Here is a 24,305-nt window from a genome sequence, read left to right as displayed (position 1 = left end):
ACATCCCAAATTTTTAGAGTGTTCACCGACTGAACGCAGGCTTCACTTATTTTCATAAAAAGCCGTGGAGAAATCGAAGTCATTAGTACCAATGACTAATGACCAATAACCAAGGACAAATGACTATTAACTAAATGGTTTCCAACCTGCTAGCAAATTCGGGTAAGCTACAGGTGTGGGGAAAACCTTCTGGAAGCCAGTTTGACGTTCTTGTGGCTTTTCTTTGCCCATATTCCAGAGGGATTCATAGAAAAAGAAGGAGACTCCAGCAAAATTGCGATCGCGGATTTTTTGCACTTGTGTCTGAATCTGTTGCATCGGCACAGATCGGTTTTTTAACCCAGCTAAAATGCCCACACTCACTGGAATATGCCTTTTTGCCGCTTTTACTTCTGGATATTCTAATTCGTTAACAAAAACATTTAAATCATCACGATATATCTGCAAAACTAAGTCTTCAACGATTCCCAACCGTTCCCACTTTTGCCAGTCCGCTAAAAAGAACTCGTAAGAAAAACGTTGAGGATTGGGCGCAATGGAAACTAGGCAATCTTTTTTAGTAGCTTTGATAGTTTTGAATACCCGTTTCATAAACTCGGTGATTTTGTTGGCTCTCCAACGCACCCATTCTGGATCTCTAAAATTTTTGGAGGGAGCTTTACCACGGTGTTCTTTTTTGTAAAGTGCCACTGTGTAAGCATCGTAACCTAATTCTGATGGTAAGCCAAAATGGTCATCAAATTGAATGCCGTCAATATTGTAGTTTCTGACAATTTCAACGATTAAATCTTGGATAAATTGTTGTACTTCTGGGCGAAAGGGATTTAGCCAAACACGGTTATGCGTGCCTTCTTGGACAATCCGAGTCCCGTCGCTGCGACTAGTAAGCCATTGGGGGCGATTTTTAGCTAAGAGAGAGTCGGCTGGTGCCATGAAGCCAAATTCAAACCAGGGAATCACTGTTAGCCCTTTTTGATGTCCCACATCGACAATTTCTTTGAGGATATCTCGCCCTTGTAATCCGGGTGTGGGATCGAGCGATCGCCCAATTACTTTTTGGGCAACTTTGCTGGGATACAATGTATATCCCCAATTCCAAACCGCCGGATATATGGTATTAAAATTGAGTTCATCAAGGCGTTGCAAAGATCCCTTGAGGCGATCGCGCTCAAATAATACATCACTATCAATATTTGTTAACCATACTCCCCTTAACTCAGATGCTAGTTTTGGCGGCAGATTAATTTGAGCGTTCAATGGGAACGATAGCATCACCGTAGCTACCACACTTAAGGTAACGATAACGGCAAATAACCCCGACTTTCTGCTTTGGCGAATATTCCACCAAGAATGATCAACACACCACTTGATAAACCTTTTCATCATTTGCTAGAAACATCATCAAATTATGAACAATCAGCATAAATAGCGATCGTTTCGATTGTAAGCGCTAAAACAATCGCTATTTAATCCCATTGCTGAGGTTGATCATTTATTGGGCGCTGGCTACGAGTTGATTCCAGGCTTTGACTGCTGCTTGTAAATTCGTTGGCAGGTTATTTCGAGAAATATCATTGTACTGAACTGTACCCTTTTGGCTGGTAAGAGTGAAGGTGATATAATCAGCAGCACCACTGGGGGCTGGGTAACTTAAATTTTGGAATTTACTAAAATTAGAGCGTTCCAAATATCTCTGAAATTGTTGCACCTGTTGCACAGAAACGCTGCGAACACTGCGTTCCGAATCATTGGCATCACCAATCCGCACGCGAATCAATCGCCCATCTTTGAGTAAGACAGTCTGGTAGGTTCTACCAGCAAAACCGCCACTGGAGATTTGCCGAAATACTATATCTCGATCTAACGGTGGTGGTAACTCGCTGGCTGGAATTTGCACAGGGGACAGTGTACCTTCGTTAGCCTTTTGGTTCAGTCTGACTGCGGAACCTGTTTGATTAGTATGATAAACCAAGGTTTGGTCAACCGCACCAACAACTACTCGCCAGCCTGATACCAAAGCTTGGGTACAGAATTCATCAGCATTAGCTAATTCTAAACAGCTATCTCTCCAAGTTTGCGATTGAACTTGAATGATGGTTAGCTGAGAAATTGGCTGTTGCAAACGTCTGGATGCAGCTTGCAAAACAGCATTTTTTACAGACGCAGGTAATTCATCTGGCAGATTGTTAGAAGGAGTATTTGCCGAAGCTAAACGTAGCGATCGCCCATTGTTATTGGTATGATAAACCCAGTTTTTTTTGCCATTAGATACCACAATCCGCCAACCAGGAACTAACGCTTGGGTGCAGATTTCATCCGATTGGGGCAGTTCCAAGCAACCATTGCGCCAAGTCTGTTGACTATAATCAATAATTTGCAGTTGGCTAGTAAAAATTCCCTGTTTGCGGGCTAAATCTCGCAGTACCGCCTTAGCTACTGGACGTGGCAAGCGATTTGGTTTAATATTATCTTTGAGGACTTCATTGTTTGTTTCTAACGAGAGGTTAGCAGAAGCCCCCGTCGCATCTTTGATAAGCGTTAAACTGCTAGTTACAGACAAAATTCCAGTCAAAATCAAAGCAGTGAAAATTCGTGCTTGATTGGTGTTAAGGTATTTTTTCAGCATGGTTTTCATCGTAATATAGCGATGTTACTCAATAGTTATAGAACTGGGAAATAGTATCCAACCACGTATAGGCAATAAAATATATAATTCCAGTACTTCACCAGTTGGAATTAATTTAGTATATTTGTCCTGAAACAGATATAAATACAGACGCTGATGTACTAATTTTTTGTTCCTTATACAAATTCTGGGTGAAAATTGCACTCAATCAAAACGCCATATATCCCAATACGCTTGGGTTTAGCGCTATTTGTACAAAATCGTGGGTTTTGAGACGGCGATTTATCGCCGTCTCTACAAGTGTTTTGGTCTTATCTGAACTGTATGGCTCTATATCCTACGGCAATCTAGGAATAACTCAGAAGCTCAGGTTTCATTAGATAAAAAGTTTGTTGTGGATTCTCTGCCACATCCCTGTCTGGGAAAATAGCTTGTTTAGTTCCGATGTAGAGGATGAGAACGAGTAAAAACTTATGAAGCTAGGTTTTTAGGACTTATGTGTACACTATACCCTCGCATTACAGAAAAATGGAAGCAAGATTTTCCATATTCCATGAGAAGTTAGGGTAAGCGAAGGTTAAATAAAAGTAATTTTATAAATAATTGAACAGAAGCGTAGCTTAGATTTTGCTCGGCTCAACCTAGCATCTACAAATATTTTGAGTAATCTCAGCCAATATTAGGCGCTGATGGCTCGTTGTTCAGATTCAACTAATTGATTGTGAGGTACATCAAATCTAATAGTACTTGCTGCCCAGTCTTTGAAATCTGGTGCTAACCAGACTAGCTTGCGTAGAATTTCATCATTAACCCATAACATCAAGGGAAACCGAAACTGTTTCCGAAACTCATTTCGCATGATGTTGGCACTGATGATTAGTTGGTTAATTTCCACTACAGATTCTAAACCCCGTACCATCAAAGCTTCGGGTTGTGTAGCACCAATTGCACTTGTAATAGCTGTATACAATGTGTCAGCCGCAGGTGAGAGCAAGATTTCGTGGATATCTGTTGATGAAAATTCTGTTAAAAGATTCAGCACTTGCTGCTGTCTTTCAACACTGTTACAACAAGCTAATATCAGTGAGAACTCCCCACCAGAAACCATCATCGCCCTTGCCAGCCTCTTGGTGGATGCTGTGCTGCTAACTGTGTCCTTTTCTGAATTATTTAAGCCGATCATTAAAAAATCCTGCTTTTAATTTTAAAAATATCTGAGCAATATTCAGTTATTCTACCCTATTAATTTTTATGCAAAAGTGTTAAGCGGGTAATTTATGATAAGTTTTTCTCTAAAACCGACCATAATACTACGGATTGCCTAAAAAAAGAGGATATTCTCTATTATCCCACAATTATACTTAAGGAATAATGTAAAGGTAGTATTAAAATCACGTAAGCAAAAGATAACGCAAGTAAAAGGAAGTTAGGAAAAAATTAACAATTTAATTACACTGTATTTTTATAGATTTTGGCATCTACCATTGGTTAAGTAGTTAATTCTTATATTAAGTTAAAAAACTATTCAGTATTAGTTTAACAACAAATATTGACAACTGGGAAAAAACTCAATTCATCCTTTTGATAGAACTGTGGCTCAAAGATTTCTCGTTATTCAGAGGATACGGAATTTTTAGCTTTATTAAGATTAGTTAAGAATACTTGAAATATAACAATTCATGAATTCAGACAAATGTGAAAGGGAAATATAACATCTGAGTTTATTACGCATCATCAACAACAGGCGATGTCTACGACGAGCTACGCTAACGCACACCCTTGAGATGAATAAGACTGAGAATCTTCTACCCACCAAATAAACGCCCCCAAACACCCTTCTTCTCATTTCTATAAATCTCTAAGTTTTTACGAAAAAGAGTGCTACTAGGGTTAAGGCGAACAGCTATTTCCAGTTCGGCGATCGCTTCTTCTAACTTCCCTTGACCTTTTAGCGCAATCCCTAGATTACAGTGAGCGTTTGCATAGTTAGGGTCAATTAGCAAAGCTCTTTGGTAGGCGGCGATCGCTTCTGACAACTTCCCTTGACCGTACAGCGCTAACCCCAGGTTATAGTGAGCGATTGCATAGTTAGAGTCGATTAGCAAAGCTCTTTGGTAGGTGGCGATCGCTTCTGACAACTTTCCTTGACCGTACAGCGCTAACCCCAGTGCAGTGTGACCTAGTACAGAGTTCGGGTCAAGACGGAGGGCTGCTTTGAACTTGACGGCTGCTTCCTCGAACTTTTTAGCTTCGTACAAACGAGCCGCTTCGTTTATCAAGCTTGTGACTTGATATTGACGTTCTTCCAGTTCTTGTGTTGTCTGTTTTGGGGGTGAGGAATTCGAGTTAGCAACAAATCGCACCGCCTCTCGAATTCCTTTCACAACCTCCAAGAATGCCTCATCTCTATCGCTCCAGCTTTTTATCGGTTTGCGATTACTAGGCAATGGAGACAGTTCATTAATGGGAGGAGTTTCCTAATCCGTATAGCGTAGCAAGACTGGGATAACACAAGCCTTTTTTGTTGCATTCTGTTCTAACGCTCGTGTAACTTCAACTGTCCAGTGATAATCAGAATTCATGAAATCAGGGCTAATTAGCAATAATATCAGCCCAGCCTGGTTTAAATGCTCATCAATTTCGCCTTTGATTTCTTGCCCAGCGACGATTTTGCGATCGTTCCAACTTGTAATAATGTTTTCTCGACGTAAGGACGCTAGATGTATCTCGAACTCTTGGCGCAGTTCTTCATCTTTTTGGTGATAAGAAATAAAAACATCAATAGACTTAATTGGGGGCATGGCGATACTGTCGCTGTTTTAAAATATAACTACAAAAGTTTTTGCTCGATTTCTTCAAGCTGCCGATTTAACCTATTTTGTTCTGTTTCAGTATCCTGAATTTGCACTTCTAGCTTCAGCTTTGTAGATACATCCGTTTCAATGGCGTATGCTTTACCCAGCAGTCCCAATTTTTTACTCACGAGGTCATACCGTTCTTGCACTGAATCCCGTTCTTGCTCCCATCGCTGATGCTGGCGCTCAGTTAATACGCCACTTGTTGCAGAAGGGCTCGAAGTTGCAGGTGTAGTATTTTTAGCAGGAGTTGAGGAAGAAGTGTTTGATTTCGCCATTTCTTCAACTACTCTGCGAATCCCTTGAGCGACATTTAAAAAAGCCTCATCTTGGTCTTGCCAGGTTGTAACAGGTTTAGCATTTTTAGGCAGTGCTTGCAGTTTACCAAAAGGTGCGCCATTCCAGTCCGCCGGCTTCAGAATAATCGGAATTACACGAGCTTCCCGCGTTTCATGTCGCTCCATTGCCCGTGTCATTTCTTTGTCGTAGCAGTAATCTGAAGCCAGAAAGTTAGCACTCACTAGCAGCAAAATGATATCTGCAATATCAAGATTATCATCTATCTCATTAGCCCATTCTCTACCAGCACTGATTTCGCGATCGTGCCAAGCTTCGATAACTCCCTGACGTTTCATCATGCTCAAATGAGTTGCCAACTCGTCACGCAAGGCTTCATCTTTGTGGGAGTAGGAAAAGAATACTTTAACTGCATTAGACATAATTCTTGGTTCAATATCATCACATTACTGTATATGAATATACAGTTTAACTTTTCAACGATAAAAGCCCAAACAAAGAATTATGATTAATACCCTGTAATTAAATTCACAGATCCCCGACTTCTTTGAAAAGTCGGGGATCTTATCTCTCACGAATGATTAAGTAGGGCTGATCAAAGCAAATTATTTTGCGATCGCTATTCACCAATTCTCAAAGCAAACAAAGCGATCGCCAAGCTATATGTATAACTGAAATTACACGATCTAAAATCTCGAATAGTGTTGCAATGCCAATCTTGCTGCACCCACGATCCCAGCAAAATTGCCTAACTCTGCTGGCAAAATCTGTAAACCATCTCGTGATAAAGCCTGCACTCGCTTCTCAATTTCTGCCTTCACTGCTGGTAAGAAAAACTCAAAGCTGCCACTTATACCGCCACCAATGACGATCGCTTGCGGTGTGAGTACATAAATCAAACTCGTCAAGCCAATTCCCAAATCTTTACCATAGTCTTGCCAAAAAGTCAATGCTGCGGCTTCTCCTTGTTGAGCAAGAACACCCAATTCGATGGGTTCCTTGAGAGTGCGGCGGCGAATAGCAGTAGCAGAGGCATGTTGTTCTAAAGAGCCTTGATTGCCACTATTGCAAATTGGCCCATTCGGATTTAATGAAATTAAACCCAATTCCCCAGCGGCTCCCTGATGGCCAATAAATAGCTTGCCATCGAGGATAATTGCGCCACCAACCCCAGTTCCTAAAGTTAGGAGAATCAGATTTTGAAATTGGCGACCGGCTCCCAGCCAAGCTTCTCCCAAAAGAGCGCAGTTGGCATCATTAGCGATCGCAGTAGGTTTGCCAGTTTTAGCTTCTAACCAATCTGCTAAAGGGACATCGATCCATCCAGGTAAGTTAATGGCGATTTTGGCGATGCGTCCTGCTGCATCAGAGGGGCCAGGAGTCCCAACACCAATAGCAAAAGTTTCATTATTTGGATCAATTTGCGCGATCGCATCTACCAGCACTGCCAGCACGGCCTCTGGCGTTGTCGGCTGGGGAGCCGCCATAGTCAAAGATTGCAAACAAGTTCCATCGGCTGTAAACCGCCCCAGCTTAATTGCTGTTCCCCCCACATCAATGCCAATTACTTGAGAACTCACCATTTTGTCATTTGTCATTTGTCATTTGTCATTTGTCATTTGTCATTTGTCATTTGTCATTTGTCATTTGTCATTGGGCATTGGTGAACAGCTATTCCCTATTCTCCAGTTCATTTTTTTCATCCGCGATCTGTTTGCGTAGCATCTCCGCCTGGAAGAAGACGCGAAGCTTTCAACTCCGATTTCTGTAGATTAGCAAAAGTCGTGGTGCGGAAACTCGATTGCTCTTGCCAAGCTGTAACTGGCGCACCTCTTAAGATGCCAGCAAGGGCAACAGAAAGGATAAACCCGCCAGTAGCGGCGGCAATTAATGTCAGATTATCTTTCACACAAATCTCTCCAGTTATCAATTACTAGTTATTAATGATTAGCCCGTTGACTGATAAGTGTCCACTGTTTACTAACTATTTTCGGATTCTATTTTCTCTCCGTAATCGGGGATTGACAAATTCGTTTAACCCTTCACCAAGTAGTGATAACCCTACCACCATGAATGTCATGGTTAAACCAGGGAAAAGTGTAGTCCACCAAATGCCAGTAGGTAGAGCTTCTAGAGCTTGTTTTAAATCATGTCCCCATTCTGGCACTTCTTCGGGAAGTCCTAGCCCCAAAAAGCCTAAACCGCCCAACACCAAAATTGCATCAGCAGCGTTGAGTGTAAAGAGGACGGGTACGCTTTGAATGACGTTGAAAAATAGATAACGAGAAAGCACAACCCAAGTGGAAGCACCCATTGCTTGAGCAGCTTCGATGAAGACTTCAGTTTTCACGCTAACAGTGTGGTTGCGAACAACGCGATAATATTGGGGGATGTAGGCAATGCTAATAGCGATCGCTGCATTTAATATCCCACGTCCCACCACAAACGCCAGTGTCACAGACAGCAGTAGCCCCGGTAAAGTGTAGATGCTATCCATCAAAAACAGCAACACTTTATCCAATTTACCGCCGAGATAACCACTCAGCATCCCCAGAGGCACACCGATAATCATACTCAGTGCTGTTGCCAAAATCACCACCTGCAAAGCAGCTTGAGCGCCGAATAATGTCCGGGAGAAGACATCATAACCCAGGCGACTAGTGCCAAACCAATGTTTAGCTGAGGGTGGCTCGTGAATTGGATTAGAGAGAAAATCTTTTGGGTTTTGCAGCCATCCCCAAGCCTGGAACAGGGGAGCAAAGAATGCCAGGAAGATGAAAAATAGGGTGATGGCTAACCCAATGAGCATGAGTTTTTGGGAAAGATTGGAACTTTTGCCAAACTGTAAAAATGTCGGTAGTTGCCGTTTTGTAATGGCCATAAAGCGATCGCCTCGATCAAAGCTTGATACGCTGACCATTTTACATATTAGGGACTGGGGATTGGGAACTGGGGACTGGGTATTTGGTAAAAATGTCTCATAAAATTGAGGGACTTTAGATTGGGATGATATGCAACATAGAGGCTTTGAGTCTTTAGACTTCTACCAAGATAGCCTCAAGCTTCTAAAAGCGGCTTATCGATTAGCAAATAGTTTGCCGGGTTGTGAGCGTTACAATTTGAGTGATCAATTACGAAGAGCAGCTTGCAGCGTTTTACTGAACATAGCTGAGGGCTATGGACGCTATCACTATTTAGATAGATTGCGTTTTATGTACATTGCTCGCGGTTCATTGACTGAAACCAAAAGCGCTTTCATTATTGCCGAGAGCTTAGGCTACTGCAATACAGAACAATTAAACTGGGTCAGTCAGCTTAAAGACCGGATTGAAAAAGGTCTTAACGGTTACTGTCATTTTATTCGTTCTCAACAGCAGGGTAAAGAAGAGTACGGTACTCAACTGGGTAAGTGGTGATTGGGTACTGGTGATTGGGTATTGGTATTAGTAGTTAAAAGAATTATTTCCCAGTCCCCAGTCCCCAGTCCCCAGTCCCAGTCCCCAGTCCCCAGTCCCAGTCCCCAGTCCCCAGTCCCCAGTCCCAGTCCCAGTCCCCAGTCCCCAGTCCCTAAAGATTACTTTCAATTAACTGGCGATATTCGGTTTTTTGCTTCACGCCTTTAACTTCCTTCACAAGTTCCTTGTTTTTGAACAATTGAACCGTTGGAGTTCCTGTCACACCAGCATTTTCAGCAATATCTCGGTCTTTATCGATGTCAATTTCTACAAAGTGAATAATGCTTTCAAATTCATCCACCACTTTATTTAAAATTGGCTTCAGGGTATGACAAGGGCCACAACCAGGAGAGACGTATTTAACTAGGAGTAAGCGATCGCTTTCATGGAACAATTTCCGTAAAGCATATCCTCCCTCATGGCGCGTCTCATTCAAATTAAATTCAGCTTCTTCTTCAGCTTCAGTCTTTTTGGCTGGCTGATGTTCTAATTCATTGTCTGCTGTTTCTGGCTGTTGATGGAATTCTTGAATCAAGCCACTGGATGACAACCAACGTTCTGCTAACATCGCCGCCATACAGCCAGTACCCGCAGCTGTAATTGCTTGGCGAAACTCATGATCTTGCACGTCGCCGGCTGCGAAAACGCCTTCTACACTGGTTTCTACAGAACCTGGCTTAGTAACAACATAACCTACCTCATCCAATTCTAGTTGTCCCTTAAACAAAGAGGTGTTAGGAGTGTGACCAACGGCGTAGAATAAACCCTTAGCGTGCAGTTTGCTTTCTTCACCAGTTTTAGTATTGCGGATTTTCACCCCTTCCATGTGACCATTACCGTAGATATCCACGGCTTCTGTGTTCCAATGCACCTGGATTTTTGGGTTGCTCAAAACCCTGTCTTGCATGGCTTTAGAAGCCCGCATTTTATCTGTGCGTACCAACATATTTACCTTAGAACCGTATTTGGTGAGGTAAATAGACTCTTCTGCTGCCGAGTCGCCAGCACCAATTACAGCCAATTCTGCACCGTGAAAAATCGGTGTTGCCCCATCACAAATTGCACAAGCGGAAATACCCCGACTCCAAAATTCGTGTTCGCTGGGTAAACCCAAACGCTTTGCTGTCGCACCCGTAGCAATGACGATGCTGTTGGTTTTAATTTCCCTTTCTTGCGATCGCACTGTAAATGGACGCTGACTCAAGTCAACTGACATAACATCTTCAGTATATAGTTCCGCTCCCCAGCGCTCCGCCTGCGCCTTCATCTGATCCATCAGTTCCGGCCCCGTAATCCCTTGGGGGAACCCTGGAAAGTTCTCAACTTCCGTTGTTGTCATTAGTTGTCCGCCAGGTAAACCCCCGGCTTGAAAACCTTCAAAGACAACGGGCTTCAGGTTAGCGCGTCCGGCATAAATAGCTGCTGTGTACCCTGCTGGGCCAGAACCGATAATTACTAAGTTTTCTACTGTGGGATTAGTCATGATCATATACAAACTCATAACGACTACGCTTAATATAGCATAACAAACTGTGATTGGCTATGCCAAATAGTAAGCGATGTCTGCGACGGGCTACGCCTACGCAAAATGCCTACTGTACTATGCACTCAACACTTACCAGGCATTGAGTCCATAGAATTCCCTACTACGGAAACGAAGTTCTTAACCCAGTTCGCGTAGCGTTCTGTAGGAAAGGTGGATAAAGTCTTGTGTAGTCGGACTTATAGTCATCAGGGCTAGTAATAAATTAGATTTTTCAAACATCCTCTTAACCGCTAAAACTGTTCTTGCAATTCTGCTATTTTTTGAATGCTCATACTTTTCTCAGCAATTTTTGAGACCTTACTTACCTTGTAGTATATCGACTTAAAAAATACTGTAAATATTGTGATAGAAATCCCCAGAGATTGGGAATACTCAAGGTTGAATGTACCTGCTAGCTTGAGCAGTATGGGATATGTTGATATGTGCGTCAAAACTCATCAATGAGTTTGTCTAGCGGTGAAATGTACCAAAAAAAGTTAGTATCAGGAACAATTTATATGACCAGTCCAGCATCTAATTTACTAGATAAAATTCGTCAGCAATTTGATACTTCTCCCTATCCTATAGTTCCTCTTGATAAATCTCCTAAAGATAATCCCAATCTACTTTACATTCATAATTTAGTCACACCTTACTATTTAAGGAACCAAAAATTTATCGATACCAAAGATAAAGTAATTTTGGATGCTGGATGTGGTACTGGCTATAAATCATTAGTCTTAGCAGAAGCTAATCCAGGTGCAAAAGTTGTTGGTATTGACATATCAGAAGAATCAATTAAATTAGCACAGCAACGTTTAGAACATCATGGTTTTGACAATGCAGAATTTCATGTATTGTCACTTCAAGAGTTGCCAAAGCTCGATTACCAATTTGACTATATTAATTGTGATGAAGTTCTATATCTTTTTCCTGACTTAGCTACTGCCTTGCAAGGAATGATATCTGTTTTAAAGCCTAATGGGATCATTCGTAGCAACCTGCATAGTTCAATCCAGAGATTCCCTTATTTCCGCGCTCAGAAAGTCTTTACAATGATGGGTTTGATGGACGAAAATCCAGAAGACTTAGAAATGGGAATTGTAGTAGAAACGATGAAAGCTTTGAAAGATAATGTCGAACTCAAAGCTAGAACCTGGAATTCTAATAAGTATGAAGGAGAAAACGGAAAAGAAGGAATTTTAATGAATTACTTATTTCAAGGAGACAAAGGTTACACCATCTCTGATATGTTTATGGCTTTGAAAGCAGCCGATCTAGAATTTATCAGTATGGTTAACTGGCGACAGTGGGACTTAATCAACTTGTTTAAAGATCCAGAGAATTTACCTGCTTTTCTGGACATGAGTTTACCAGAAATTTCTATAGAAGAGCGGCTACAGTTATTTGAACTAATACATCCCATCCATCGGCTGATTGACTTTTGGTGTGGTCATTCTAATCAAGTACAGAATTTTCTGCTAGTTTCACAATGGGCTGACTCTGATTGGCAGTTCGCAAAGGTGAGTCTACATCCTCAATTAAAAACTCGTAATTTCCAAGAAGACCTCATAACCTGTATTACGGAATTCAAAATATTCCCTATCAGTAACTATTTATCGCTAGTCGAAGAATTTGTCGGGATAGATAGCTCATTAGCACTTTGCTTAATACCTTTATTAGAACAAACCCAGCCGATGAAATTCCTGGTAGAGCATTGGAAAAAATTTAGACCTTTAGATCCTGTAACCTTAAAGCCTACAGATGAAGAGCAAGCGTTTCAAATGGTGCAACAACTGTTATTAATGTTAGAGAGTTTTGGTTACATAATGTTGGAACGCCAATCCTAATCTAAAATTATCCATACTCAACCTGCAACTTTAACCTCCATATAATCCTGACGAGTAAAAGGGTTTTGAACACTAGCGGGACAGGTGATCATCTCACTGAGTTCAGCCAGGAGGCAGGGAGAATACTGCCCCTTTCAAGGGTAAGGCTGCACCAAAGACTGAGGACTCAGTGATGTTTGTGGCTTTTTATTTGGATGCAAGAATTATCGCCAGTAGCAAAAATACCCTCCACACTAGTTTTGCCAGAACTGTGCTTGGTGACAATTTAATCTACCTCAATTAATTCTAATGAACTCTTAAATATTGTGATAGAAACCGTCAGAAGTTGGGAATACTCAAGTTTGAGTGTCGTACTCCTTAGCTAGGAGAGCATGGCAAATAATAGGTAGAACAAACAACACAGAGTAGCAAAATACAAAAAAATGAAAGATATTAAACTTCATATTGGTGGAGAAAAAAAACATCCAGACTGGAAAATATTTGATATTGAGCCTCGTCCCGAAGTAGATTATATTGGCAACGCATCTGATTTAAGCCAATTTGAAAATAATTCAATTTCTGCAATTTATGCCAGTCATGTTCTAGAACATTTTTATCATAGAATAGATAATGAGTTAATGAACACATTAACAGAATGGTATCGTGTTCTCAAACCAGGCGGACAACTTTTTATTAGTGTCCCAGATTTAAAAAAATTATGTTGGTTTTATCTGCATCCAGAATTTACAGTAGTTGAACGTCTGCATATAATGCGGATTATGTTTGGCGGACAAACTAATATATATGATGTTCATAAGGTAGGATTTGATTTTGAAATATTGTCTATATGTTTAGAAGAAGTTGGGTTTACACAATATGAGCAAGTAGAGACGTTTGATATGTTTGATGATTGCAGTACAATCCGTATTTTAAATACACTAATCAGCCTCAACGTCATTGCTCAAAAGTCAACATCTTCAGAGTAAATCTAACCTCATATTTGATACTTAATAAGTGAATATAAGTCTAATACTTTTCAGTTAATATATGACTTATATTTGATTTCTGAAAAAACCCAGTACAGCTCAGAAAGGCTGATTTATTACTGCCTACCTACGCAAATAAGTATGGCTACACCACGCTGTGCGAACAGAAATCAAAGCGGATTCCCATAGTAATTCTTTCTGAAGCTGCACAAAATTAGGCTTGGACGGACTTGGAGCTTGAGCAAATTGTTCTATGCAACTTACCAGATAATCAGTATAAGCATTTTTAACTCGAAATCAGATTTGGGGTAAGGATATATTCGCCTCTTTCAACTGTTCCATAGAGTCTTGGTAAGTTGCAAAAAGGGTTAAATAATCTTTAATAACCCGTAACCAGTGTCAATCTATATGTCTCCAGATCGCCTCAATATATAGCTTTTTTTAGCTAAACAACACCGAGATTAGAGAGTATGCAATTGAGAAAACCCTTATATATAAGGAAAATAGCCTATTAATCTAACGCGATCGCGATATAAACAAAAACATAGTTGAAAAAAATTTTTAGGTAGGGTGATATGAAACCAAATACGAGTGGGTAAGTTACATCTAGAACACACAAGCGCTTCCTACCCCAGGAAAAACACTTATGAAAACTGAATTGAAAGCAAAGTTTCTCCAACACCTCCTCGGCAAAAAGAAGGAAAATGAGGGTTTTACACTCATTGAATTATTAGTAGTAATTATCATCATTGGTATTTTGTCTGCGATCGCACTACCTTCTTTCTTGAACCAAGCTAACAAAGGTAAGCAATCTGAAGCTAAACAGTATACTGGTTCCATGAACCGCGCTCAACAGGCATACTTTTTAGAAAATGCTAAATTCACTACTAGTATGGATCAGTTAGGACTTGGTATTAGAACCCAAACTGAGAATTATGCATACGCTGTTAATGGGGGTGATACTGAGGTTGCCAATAATGGTATATCTCTGAAGCCGGTACTCAAATCTTACCAGGGTGTTGTTATTAAATCAATAGTATTATCTACCAGCGAAGCAACTACTCTAGCTGTGTTATGCCAGTCTAATGCTGTTGGTGACCAGAGTGGTACTATTGGAACTTTTGGTCCAGCTGGAACTTCAGCAGGCACTCCACTCCAGCCAGGTTGTAACACCGCCTATTCAGAGTTGACTTCTAAGTAATAACTTGAGTTCTATATCCAATTGCAAGCTTTATCACAGTGGGTAGTCTAGGCTACCCACTTTAATTTTGTTCTAAATTTTGGGAATAGTACTAGTACTATCCTGAAAATTCTTGACTATGACTTCTGTCCAAATTCCTAATGACATCTCTCCATCAGAACAGCAAGCCCAGCAATATTTTACCAAAGGTAACTATGCTCAAGCTGCTAACTGCTATGAACAAGCTATCGAAATAGAACCAGAAGTTAAATCTCACTACTGGAACTTAGGATTAATGTTGCTATTGCAAGGGCAAGAAGCAGAAGCGCAAATGACTTGGCTGCTGGGCATGGAGGAGGGAGAAGCCCAAGAAGTTGAGCAATGGACTGTGGAATTGATACAGGTTTTGCAAACTGAAGCCGAACGCAGAGAGACACTAGCAGATTATTCAGTTGCTTGGGCAATTCGCCAACATATACGGGAAATTTCTCCTCAATATGTGAATAATCTTCTGTATTTGATTGAGTTATCTATTAAACAAGAAACTTTTAGTGGTGATGAATTAACTTCCCTAGAGATAATTGAGTTAATTCAGTCAGAAGAAATTATAGATATTGAGTTATTATTGCAAGTATTAGACAGTATCATCAATGATGACCCATTGCATCCCTCTATCCTAGAGTTTGCAGAAGCTTGTCTAATCCATATCGATCAGTCTCAACCTTTCATTAATATTTTGCTGCCAGCCGCAGTTAAAGTTGCCCATTCTATGCGGCAACCTCAAGTAGCAGTATTAATGACTGAATTATGTTTGCGCCTTGAACCTGAAAAGATAGAACTTTTACGTCATCTTGCTGCTTTTTATTTTAAAGATCGTAATTATTCTAAAGGAATAGAAGTAGCTAAATTATGCTATTTACTATCAAAGACTATAACTGACAAACTTTTTGCCAAACACCTGATCCAACGAGGATTAATGGAAGCTCCTGCTTATTGGAATGAAGCTTGTGCAGTTTTCTTAGAGCAGGAATCTCTACTCATGTCTTTGATAGAAGAACAACCTACAAATCTGGAAGCATTCACAATACTCTGGTTATTTAATACCAATTATTATGCACCTTACTTGCGAGATGACCCACATCAAAATAGACAAATTCAAAATCAATTGGTACAACTTTGCCAGCTTAATGTGCAAGAGTACGCTAAAGAAAAAGTTCAACGATATGGAAATCGAGAGTTAGTCAGACGTACTAAGCAAATAAAAATCGGCTACTTATCCCATTGTTTATCTAAACATTCTGTTGGCTGGTTAGCTCGGTGGCTAATTCAGCATCATAACCGTGAAAAGTTTGATATTTATGGCTATTTTATAAATTATAAACAAGTAGACGATCCCTTGCAAGAATGGTACGTTCAGCAATTTACTCAAGCTTATCAAGGTGGAATTTATAGTGACGACATTGCTGAAAAAATTTACGAAGATGAGATTGATATTTTAATCGATTTGGATAGCATCACCTTAGATATTACTTGTGAAATTATGGCGCTTAAACCTGCGCCTGTACAAGCAACGTGGTTAGGTTGGGATGCTTCAGGAATACCAGCAGTTGATTACTTTATTGCCGATCCTTATGTTTTACCAGAATCTGCTCAGGAATACTATACAGAAAAAATCTGGAGATTACCCCAAACCTATATAGCAGTAGATGGTTTTGAAGTAGGTGTGCCAACTTTACGGCGTGACTCTCTTGATATTCCTACTGATGCTGTAGTTTATCTCAGCGCTCAAAGAGGATTTAAGCGCCACCCAAATACAGCACAACTCCAAATGAGAATTATTAAGGAAGTGCCTAATAGCTATTTTTTGATTAAAGGGTTAGCTGACTCTGAAGCTGTGCAGAAATTTTTTATGCAGTTAGCAGAGCAAGAGGGTGTAGATTCTTCGCGTCTACGATTTTTACAGTTAGATCCTTCTGAGTCTGTTCACAGAGCAAATTTAGGCATTGCTGATGTTGTATTAGATACTTCTCCTTATAACGGTGCAACAACAACCTTAGAAACACTCTGGATGGGTATTCCTTTAGTAACCAGAGTTGGACAGCAATTCGCTGCCCGAAATAGCTACACCATGATGATGAATGCTGGTATCACAGAAGGTATTGCCTGGACTGATGAAGAGTATGTAGAGTGGGGTGTGCGCTTAGGCAAAGATGAGGCTTTACGACAGCAAGTAACCTTGAAGCTGAAAGCATCTAGACAAACAGCACCACTATGGAATGCAAAACAATTTACCTGCGAGATGGAGAAGGCTTACGAGCAAATGTGGCAAAGGTATATTGAGAAAAAATAAGTTAGTTGTGAGGGCTTCAGCCCTCACAATAATCTCTTAGCTCGAAACTTACTTACTACAAATTCTAAAGTTCGTAGTGAAGACTTTAGTCCTCCTGTTCTGTAATTACCAATTTAAGCACTGAAGTGCTTACTACAAACTTCTCTATAAAAAGCTTCTAAACCTGCAACACAAGCTTTATCATCAAAAAGGCGATCATGATTTTGGCTCATTCTTTCGGCAATAGCGCCTCGCCAAGCTTGATCTAGTCCTAATTTGACAGCAATTTCTATATATTCGGCTTCATTTTGAGCGATGGTATCCGTCACTCCTAGCATTTTTAAGAAGCTGTCAGAATGACGACCCCGCATAAATTCTCCAGGACAAGTGACAATAGGAAGATTACAAGCGATCGCTTCTAGAGTAGTATTACCACCAGACCAAGTAAATGTATCTAGATAAACGTCTGAAAGTAAGTTAATCATTAGATAGTCTAGCCGCTCTGGAATGCTGAGAAATACACAGTAATCCTCGCTGTTAAGTCCAACAGCAGCAAAAGCCCGCTTCAGGCGTGGCTCAAGTAAAGTACCACGCAAAAACACAAATTTGGCTTGAGGAAGGCGACAAGCAATTTCTGCAAAAATAAAATCATATTGGGGCAGATATTTAAAAGGAGCTTGGCAGCATAAATAGATGACTGCATCATCTCCTAACCCAAAATCTGAACGGGTTTTGATAACTGGGGGAATATATGGCTTAGGGTAAGAAACGCCAATGTTAGGTAAGCGAATTAATTTTTCTGAGTAATGTTCTTGGGCATTTTCGGGTTCCATTAACTCGCTAGATAAAAAGTAATCTATTGTGGGTAAGCCTGTTGTCACAGGATGCCCCCAAGCCACACATTGCAAAGGCGCAAGCCGCAGACCAGCCATTTGCATGGTTTGCGCGTCCATACCTATTTCAGGAAAGACTAAGATATGCAATTTATCAGCAATTATCTGTTCACAAGCTGCTGATAAGTTATAAGGAATATAGTGAAAAACATCGCTGTAATTTTGGAACTGTTGGGTAACAGGATCTGGCTCGTCTCCTGTGTAGTAGCAGTAAATTTCAAAGTTTTGGCGATCGCAGTAACGTAACCAGCCAGTTAACCACAGTGTGCCACTATAAGAATGCAGGTAATGTGAGGCGTAACCAATACGAATTTTTTGATTAGGCTGAAGCTTAGGCATAGATAAAGGGACTACCCATTGTGGATAGTTAGCTGCCATAATTTCATGTACTAACTTTCCATACTGACGTTGCAAATCTATATCATTTTGTGCCTGATATGATAAGTAAAAATTTGTGAGCCGACCTATACCTGCTAAAGCACTTTGTTGTTCTTCTGTAGTTTTCAGATATGTTTGCTGAATTAAATCTTGCAGTCCTTGAGTAAAGCGCTGGCGATAGAACTTAATTTCCTCTTGATTTTCGTATATTGATGGAACTGTTAAATATTTTAGGATTTGAAAAGTGTAATCATTAGGTAAGCATTTAGCCGCATTTTTTGCACTTAATATTGCTTCTTCAATACGTCCATTACGCCGCAAGTCGATGATTAATGAAAAATGTAATCTTCCTTCTTGAGGGTAAAGTTTAATTCCTTGCTGGAGAGTCTTAAAATATTCGTCTAACAGGTTTAACTGTCTATAGCAATAACTTAAATTATAATAAATATCTGCATCTCCCGATTGGATTTCTAAAATTTTTTGATATTGAGCGATCGCTTCTGTCCATCTGCCCTCTTGAAATAATCTATTACTTAAATCAAAAACTAGCTGCTCTACATGTATATTATTAAAGCTTTCTATTTCATACGCTGGGATATTTTCTATTAGAGATAATGTTAAACCATCCAGATTTTCATGTTGTAAAATAATTCGACTGTGGAGGAAAGGGATTATAGCTCTTAGTTCAATTTCATCTAAATTTCCCAGCAGAGAAATTTCACATTCTACAGTAATATCAAAATTTTCTGTTAGTAGCAGATTCATCGCCACAGTAGATAAAACTAAATTGGCATCATCTTCAGAAATGCCATTAGTATTTATAAGTAACGTTATCTGGTTACTATCGCAATGATTGATTACCGTTTTAATTACTTGTTCTAATTCTAAAATCAGCAACTCTTCTGATTGTAACCAATCAGGAAAAATTATAATATTGATATTTCCATTTTTTGCCGCTAATGCGTCTGTAATAGATATTTCCTTTCTACTAGCTAAGTTAGTTTTTTCACCTTTAAATAAAATATTTATTTGATTGCTTAAATTATCAATTTGGCAAGAAGGAATTTTACTTACTGCCACTTGTCCTAAAGCTTGTTGATCCTCATGTTCTAAAATAATTCTGGCATTGATGCGAGGTAGCAAAGCTTCCCACTGAATATCAGCCAATTTTTTCATTAGAGAAATTTCTAATCCTTCGGTAACGTCTAAATCTTCCTGTACCAAAAGATTCATAGCTACACTAGATAAAAACAGTTCAGCATCCTCACCAGGAATATTACCAGTATGAATAATTAGGGTAGTTTCTTCGTTATTAGGATGAGTGGCAATCGCCTTAATAACTTGTTGTAAATCTAAACCAAGAGACTCTTCTGGTTGTGACCAATCAGGGAAAATAATTAAATTAATTTTATTGAGATTTAAATAACTAAGTGTAGCATTAATTAATACATAACTAACAGTTTGCGCCATTTTTATCCAAGAAAACTGTTGTACTTGTACTAAACCTGCCGTAATCAATGAATTACGAACACCTAGTTTTTGTACTTCACAAAGTGCATTTGTCATTTCATTTACATCATTATCATTCACGTATATTGCAGCTTCGCCTGCAACTTCTGGAATTGAAGCATTAGGACAAGTAATTACAGGACAACCACAAGCCATTGCTTCTAATATAGGCATACCAAAACCTTCATATTTAGAAGGATAAATAAGCGCCACTGCACCAGAGTAAGCTATTGCTAACTCTTCATCACTAAGATACAGCAGATGAACGATGCTACCTGATGTATAGGCTCTGAACTCTGGTGGTAATACACCGTCACTTCCTGTAACAACAATATCAAAACCATAGCTACTTGCAAGCTGTGAAAAAGCTTTGAAAAACAAAATACTATTCTTATAAACATTACCAAGACGGATTAACAGAAAGTAGGGTTTGGTAATACCGTATTTTATTTTAAATTGATGAATATTTTTCTGGCTAGCTACTGAAAAGGTTGTATGATCAATCCCATTTTCAGCAATTGTTACAGACTCCAAAGAGATTTGTGGAAAGTAGCTTACTAAATCGCGTGCTGTATTTTTTGAAACTGCAATAAAAGCAGACGCATGTTTAATTGCATAATTTTTTTCTTGCCAGATGATATGATTTAAGTTTGAACCTATTCTTTCTGCTATCATGTCATGAGCCATGAATACAGAAGGTGTAGTAGTCGGCGTTGTATGGTAGGATGAAATAAATAAATCTGCGCCTTCTTCATCGCACACTTGCTGTAGCATTGATCGATCGGAGTCAATATTATCGTAATCATGATATGAGATTGTGCGATATCTAATACCAGGAATTATGGGTGTAGTGCCACCACGGTCAAGCACAACAATATGTTTTGCAAAACCATTATTAACCCATTCTTCTAACAAGGATTGCCAGACACGAGCAATGCCAGTTTGATAAAGTTGAAAGAAAACACCATCAACTATAATTAATGGTTTTGGTTTTTCAATTTGTGCAATTTGCTGCTGTATTTCATCCGGTTGTAAGAACCGCCAATTATTGCTGCTGAGTTCTTTTTGTGCTATTGGTACTATACCGAATTTTTCAGCATTATCAACCCTCGTTTCATCTCTTACCCATGATAAGTATTCACGCAAAAGAACTGGAAACTTAGTTATTTTCTGTAAAGCCCGCCACTGATAAAGAGCATTACTGTAACCATAGTATTGCTCTTTAAATTGCAATTGTTGTGCTGTTACATAGGCAAAATGCTGGAAAACTAAACCAAGCTTTTCAGTTTCTTCATGTAAAAAAGGATTAACTGCTGCAACATTTTTATATTCACCATCTAACGAGGTTTCTACTAATATGGGAGGTTCATGTGCTGCCCAAAATGCTCCTGGTTTAAATCTCCAAGTTCTTAGCCACTCTAGTTGAGGATTTTGTGTATAGCAGTTACGAGTACTGATAATTAATTTTTCTCCTACAAAATACCAGCACCAATAGAAAGCAGCTGTTTTCTCAGGGTTGATAATGAACATTTCTCTAGCGGCACAAATCTGCTCTAATGTCCACAATTCATCTACATCAACCTGCCACAACAAACATTCCTCTTGAATGTTAACAATTGGTGCATTTACCATTTCTCGTTTTCCGTCCCAGAAAACACCCTCTGGTTTTCGGAATATTGTGACTTGGGTCGGGTAAAGTTGCGCTAATTCATCTAGATATTCTGTGGTCCCATCGTAACTACGACCATTTTTATGGATTTCATCACTGATATTTCCACCTAGTTTCACACTCCAACTTGTGTCGTGTTTTAAGTCTGCTACACCTTCAACAATATGCCAATGCCATTTAAAAGGAAGATGTTTAAATACTTCAATGTGATACTTAATAAACGGTTGCCCATTTAGGACTATTGTAATAAAATGAATTGGCAATTCTGGCATTGAGTTATTAACAGCCTTCAAGACTTCTAACTCTTGATGAATAACCAGCTTAGGCAATTCAATTTTACAAATATTATCACTTTTAAAAACTGATTCAAATAAGTATTGAGCAGCATGATTTTCTGATATTTTTCTGACTTCTTGTAGAATTTCTCTTAGCGTACTCTTTCTAAGTATTCCAAATGACAACACACTAAGCGGAATTTTGACTAGTGGAAGTACTTCTAATGCTTGTGGATATGTAATGTTTCCCTGGCGGAATACAAGTTTTTGTTGCTGATTGAATACCCCAGAAATAAATACGCCATCCTCTATTCTGTTTTCTACAGTTGATAGCCAACCTCCGGTAAAAACTCCATTTATATCTTGAGAATCTGTAGATATTAGGATATCAATGGCTGAGGATATAAATGATTCATCATACTGAGTATAGTTGTTAGCGATAAGTATATAATCTGCTACTATATTTTCTGTTAAAGATAAAATAGAGTCTATGATAGTTTGATAATTGCTTAATTCGCAATCATTAACTTCATATATTACTATATTTTTATATCGAGATTGATGCAAAGACTCAAGCGAAGTTTGACTTTCTATCGCGTAATGAAATTTGTATCTCAAATATATAATAGCAACTACAGAAATATCTAAAATCAAATTATGATAGTGATTTAAGCTCTGTTTTCTTACGAAAATTTTGTGATTTTCTATTTCTTGTAGTTCTTGCTTGTAAAAAGCTTTTTCTTGTTCTGGCAATCGATTATCCAAATCGTTTCTAGGTAAATTTTCAAGGGAAGAACCTAGCATAATCCTGTTACAAACTTTATCTAAGGTTAGGTCATTACCTGGCTGTAAATCATCTAAAGTTTCAAATCTCAAGTCGTGAGAATAAAAATTCTTTATACCAATTGAGCGAAATTTATGAGGAAATTTAAAGAAGTAAGCATTTGTAAAGCGATAAAGTCTCTTTAAATCTTCTGTTGTTAGTTTAGATGAATCTGTCAATAGATTATCAATGAGTTGATTTAGATGTTCAACACTAGTATCTTGAATAGTGTATCGTGAGGCTTTTTCATAGGATGAAGTTGCTAATGTTGCTGTTGGTACACCTCTAGCTATCGCTTCAATTGCCACTGTGCTAAAAAAGGCGATCGCTGCATCTGTATGCCAAAGCAATGCATAAGAACTTAACTGCTCCGAAGGCATTACAACGCGGACATTTTCTGGTAGATAAAATACCTGTTTATAGGCTTTTGACAAAGAATCTGTTTCTATTAGAGTATCTTTATTGCCTCCTATATAAGGATGATGACGAATTACTAGATATTCATTTCTATTTTTAAATATTTCTATTAAACTTGCAATAATATCAAATTGCTCAGTAATTCTTGCTCTATCATCTAACGCAGCTAATTCATCTTCACTTGAAGTGAATACAGCAAATACTTTGGCATTTAAAGGTATTCTAAGTTGATGACGAATATCTACATGATTTATTGGGAAATCATAAAAGGATGGCCAATTCATATTCAAACCATATTCACGATTTGTGAAATAATTCTTGGTTTGCACGAGTTCTTCATTAGTTAATGTTATGTCTGCCCAATCTTTTACAGAATTTAAAGGTTGCTGTGTATTTAGTGTAGTAGTATTATCAAATAATATAAAACTATCATCAATCCAACCTCTTTCATGAGTGATGACATCAACTTCTAGTTGGCGTGCTACTTCAAATGCAATCCGATAGGGAGCGAATCGTCCATTAAATAAAAATAGGTTAGTTGGTTTGTAGTTAGTAAATAATCTAACTAATGCATTATAAGTTACTAAACCATCGATTAAATATTTTCTATGAACTCTTTGTATATGAGCGCTAGCTAGTCCTGTAACAGATATCCGAAAATAGGTATAAATAGTTGAAGTTACCCATTTACCAATTGATAATTCATTATAGACAGCGTTTTTATAATCTTCAGGACTGAGTGTTTTTACCCAATTGTTAGCAATTATATAATCGTCTTCTTCGATAAAATTACGTAGTTGTATATATGGCAAATCAAATAAATCTTTAAAAAAGTTTTCGCCTATTTTAGAACAGTTTTTGCATAATTCTTCGCTGCTATTAAACCTTGTAATAGCACAGTTATTGTAAATGCCATCACAACCTACAACTACAACTTCACAGTCACGAAGTTGCAGTGCAGTAGCTACAATAGCATCAAGTTGGTTATGAATTAACCATAAGCTATATGGAGAAAAGAAAATAACTTTATTTTTGGTAGACATAGCGTTTATTTATTTGCTAATAAAAATTGTTTTAAAGGTGTAAATATATCTCCTATCTTCATAACTATGAGCAATGCAAAGCGATCACCTATTAACTCAAGCAATCTAACGTTATATCTACTATGTATTCAAGGGGAATTGTACTGATAAATTCCTCTAAATTTACGCTAACGACAAAATTACTTCTGTGAATTCACGGTGATTATAGGACAGTTA

At 38.8% G+C, this 24,305-nt stretch carries 16 protein-coding genes; 5 read left to right on the top strand and 11 right to left on the bottom strand.

Features of this window, described 5'->3' with window-relative positions; genetic code table 11:
* Positions 1–126 precede the first annotated feature (126 nt).
* The 9 genes from FBB35_RS09660 to FBB35_RS09620 all read right to left on the bottom strand — a co-directional run bounded on the left by FBB35_RS09660 (position 127) and on the right by FBB35_RS09620 (position 8,659).
* Positions 127–1,383, bottom strand: coding sequence for a glycoside hydrolase family 10 protein (locus tag FBB35_RS09660; RefSeq protein ID WP_174713585.1), 1,257 nt, complete (start codon positions 1,381–1,383; stop codon positions 127–129).
* A gap of 109 nt (positions 1,384–1,492) precedes the next feature.
* Positions 1,493–2,635, bottom strand: a complete 1,143-nt coding sequence (locus FBB35_RS09655; protein WP_174709446.1) for a hypothetical protein — start codon at positions 2,633–2,635, stop codon at positions 1,493–1,495.
* A 670-nt stretch (positions 2,636–3,305) separates the two neighbouring features.
* The gene (locus FBB35_RS09650) at positions 3,306–3,809 is read right to left on the bottom strand and encodes a hypothetical protein (RefSeq protein ID WP_174709445.1); all 504 of its coding nucleotides are present in this window, start codon (positions 3,807–3,809) and stop codon (positions 3,306–3,308) included.
* 622 nt (positions 3,810–4,431) lie between these two features.
* Positions 4,432–5,073: a tetratricopeptide repeat protein gene (locus FBB35_RS09645; RefSeq protein WP_174709444.1), complete on the bottom strand. Its 642-nt coding sequence runs from the start codon at positions 5,071–5,073 to the stop codon at positions 4,432–4,434.
* 30 nt (positions 5,074–5,103) lie between these two features.
* Positions 5,104–5,427: a toll/interleukin-1 receptor domain-containing protein gene (locus FBB35_RS09640; protein ID WP_174709443.1), complete on the bottom strand. Its 324-nt coding sequence runs from the start codon at positions 5,425–5,427 to the stop codon at positions 5,104–5,106.
* Positions 5,428–5,456: 29 nt separating this feature from the next.
* Positions 5,457–6,200, bottom strand: coding sequence for a toll/interleukin-1 receptor domain-containing protein (locus FBB35_RS09635; RefSeq protein WP_174709442.1), 744 nt, complete (start codon positions 6,198–6,200; stop codon positions 5,457–5,459).
* A gap of 264 nt (positions 6,201–6,464) precedes the next feature.
* Positions 6,465–7,376 (bottom strand): ROK family protein, encoded by a 912-nt coding sequence (locus tag FBB35_RS09630; RefSeq protein WP_254625894.1) that lies wholly within the window; start codon positions 7,374–7,376, stop codon positions 6,465–6,467.
* 101 nt (positions 7,377–7,477) lie between these two features.
* Positions 7,478–7,687: a hypothetical protein gene (locus FBB35_RS09625; RefSeq protein ID WP_174709441.1), complete on the bottom strand. Its 210-nt coding sequence runs from the start codon at positions 7,685–7,687 to the stop codon at positions 7,478–7,480.
* A gap of 75 nt (positions 7,688–7,762) precedes the next feature.
* Positions 7,763–8,659 (bottom strand): ABC transporter permease, encoded by an 897-nt coding sequence (locus FBB35_RS09620; RefSeq protein ID WP_174713583.1) that lies wholly within the window; start codon positions 8,657–8,659, stop codon positions 7,763–7,765.
* A 130-nt stretch (positions 8,660–8,789) separates the two neighbouring features.
* On the opposite strand from FBB35_RS09620, the gene FBB35_RS09615 reads away from it, so the two are divergent.
* Positions 8,790–9,194 (top strand): four helix bundle protein, encoded by a 405-nt coding sequence (locus FBB35_RS09615; protein WP_174709440.1) that lies wholly within the window; start codon positions 8,790–8,792, stop codon positions 9,192–9,194.
* Positions 9,195–9,345: 151 nt separating this feature from the next.
* Here the strand turns inward: FBB35_RS09615 and trxB are convergent, their stop codons facing one another.
* The gene (gene trxB / locus FBB35_RS09610) at positions 9,346–10,716 is read right to left on the bottom strand and encodes a thioredoxin-disulfide reductase (RefSeq protein WP_174709439.1); all 1,371 of its coding nucleotides are present in this window, start codon (positions 10,714–10,716) and stop codon (positions 9,346–9,348) included.
* Positions 10,717–11,276: 560 nt separating this feature from the next.
* Here trxB and FBB35_RS09605 point away from each other — a divergent pair.
* The 4 genes from FBB35_RS09605 to FBB35_RS09590 all read left to right on the top strand — a co-directional run bounded on the left by FBB35_RS09605 (position 11,277) and on the right by FBB35_RS09590 (position 17,103).
* Positions 11,277–12,608 carry a class I SAM-dependent methyltransferase gene (locus FBB35_RS09605; RefSeq protein WP_174709438.1) on the top strand — a complete coding sequence of 444 codons (1,332 nt, stop codon included), beginning with the start codon at positions 11,277–11,279 and terminating at the stop codon, positions 12,606–12,608.
* Positions 12,609–13,030: 422 nt separating this feature from the next.
* A complete protein-coding gene (locus FBB35_RS09600; RefSeq protein WP_174709437.1) occupies positions 13,031–13,573 on the top strand; it encodes a methyltransferase domain-containing protein in 543 nt (180 codons plus the stop codon).
* 646 nt (positions 13,574–14,219) lie between these two features.
* Positions 14,220–14,774: a type IV pilin-like G/H family protein gene (locus tag FBB35_RS09595; protein WP_174709436.1), complete on the top strand. Its 555-nt coding sequence runs from the start codon at positions 14,220–14,222 to the stop codon at positions 14,772–14,774.
* A 118-nt stretch (positions 14,775–14,892) separates the two neighbouring features.
* A complete protein-coding gene (locus tag FBB35_RS09590; protein WP_174709435.1) occupies positions 14,893–17,103 on the top strand; it encodes a tetratricopeptide repeat protein in 2,211 nt (736 codons plus the stop codon).
* Positions 17,104–17,216: 113 nt separating this feature from the next.
* On the opposite strand, the gene FBB35_RS34540 is transcribed toward FBB35_RS09590, so the two are convergent.
* Positions 17,217–24,089 (bottom strand): glycosyltransferase, encoded by a 6,873-nt coding sequence (locus FBB35_RS34540; RefSeq protein ID WP_254625893.1) that lies wholly within the window; start codon positions 24,087–24,089, stop codon positions 17,217–17,219.
* Positions 24,090–24,305: the final 216 nt, after the last annotated feature.

Origin of the sequence: Nostoc sp. TCL240-02 (assembly GCF_013343235.1) — a bacterium.
Classification (GTDB): domain Bacteria; phylum Cyanobacteriota; class Cyanobacteriia; order Cyanobacteriales; family Nostocaceae; genus Nostoc.
Note: the sequence above shows the minus strand (reverse complement) of the source record. Positions and strands in the feature narration are given on the sequence as shown.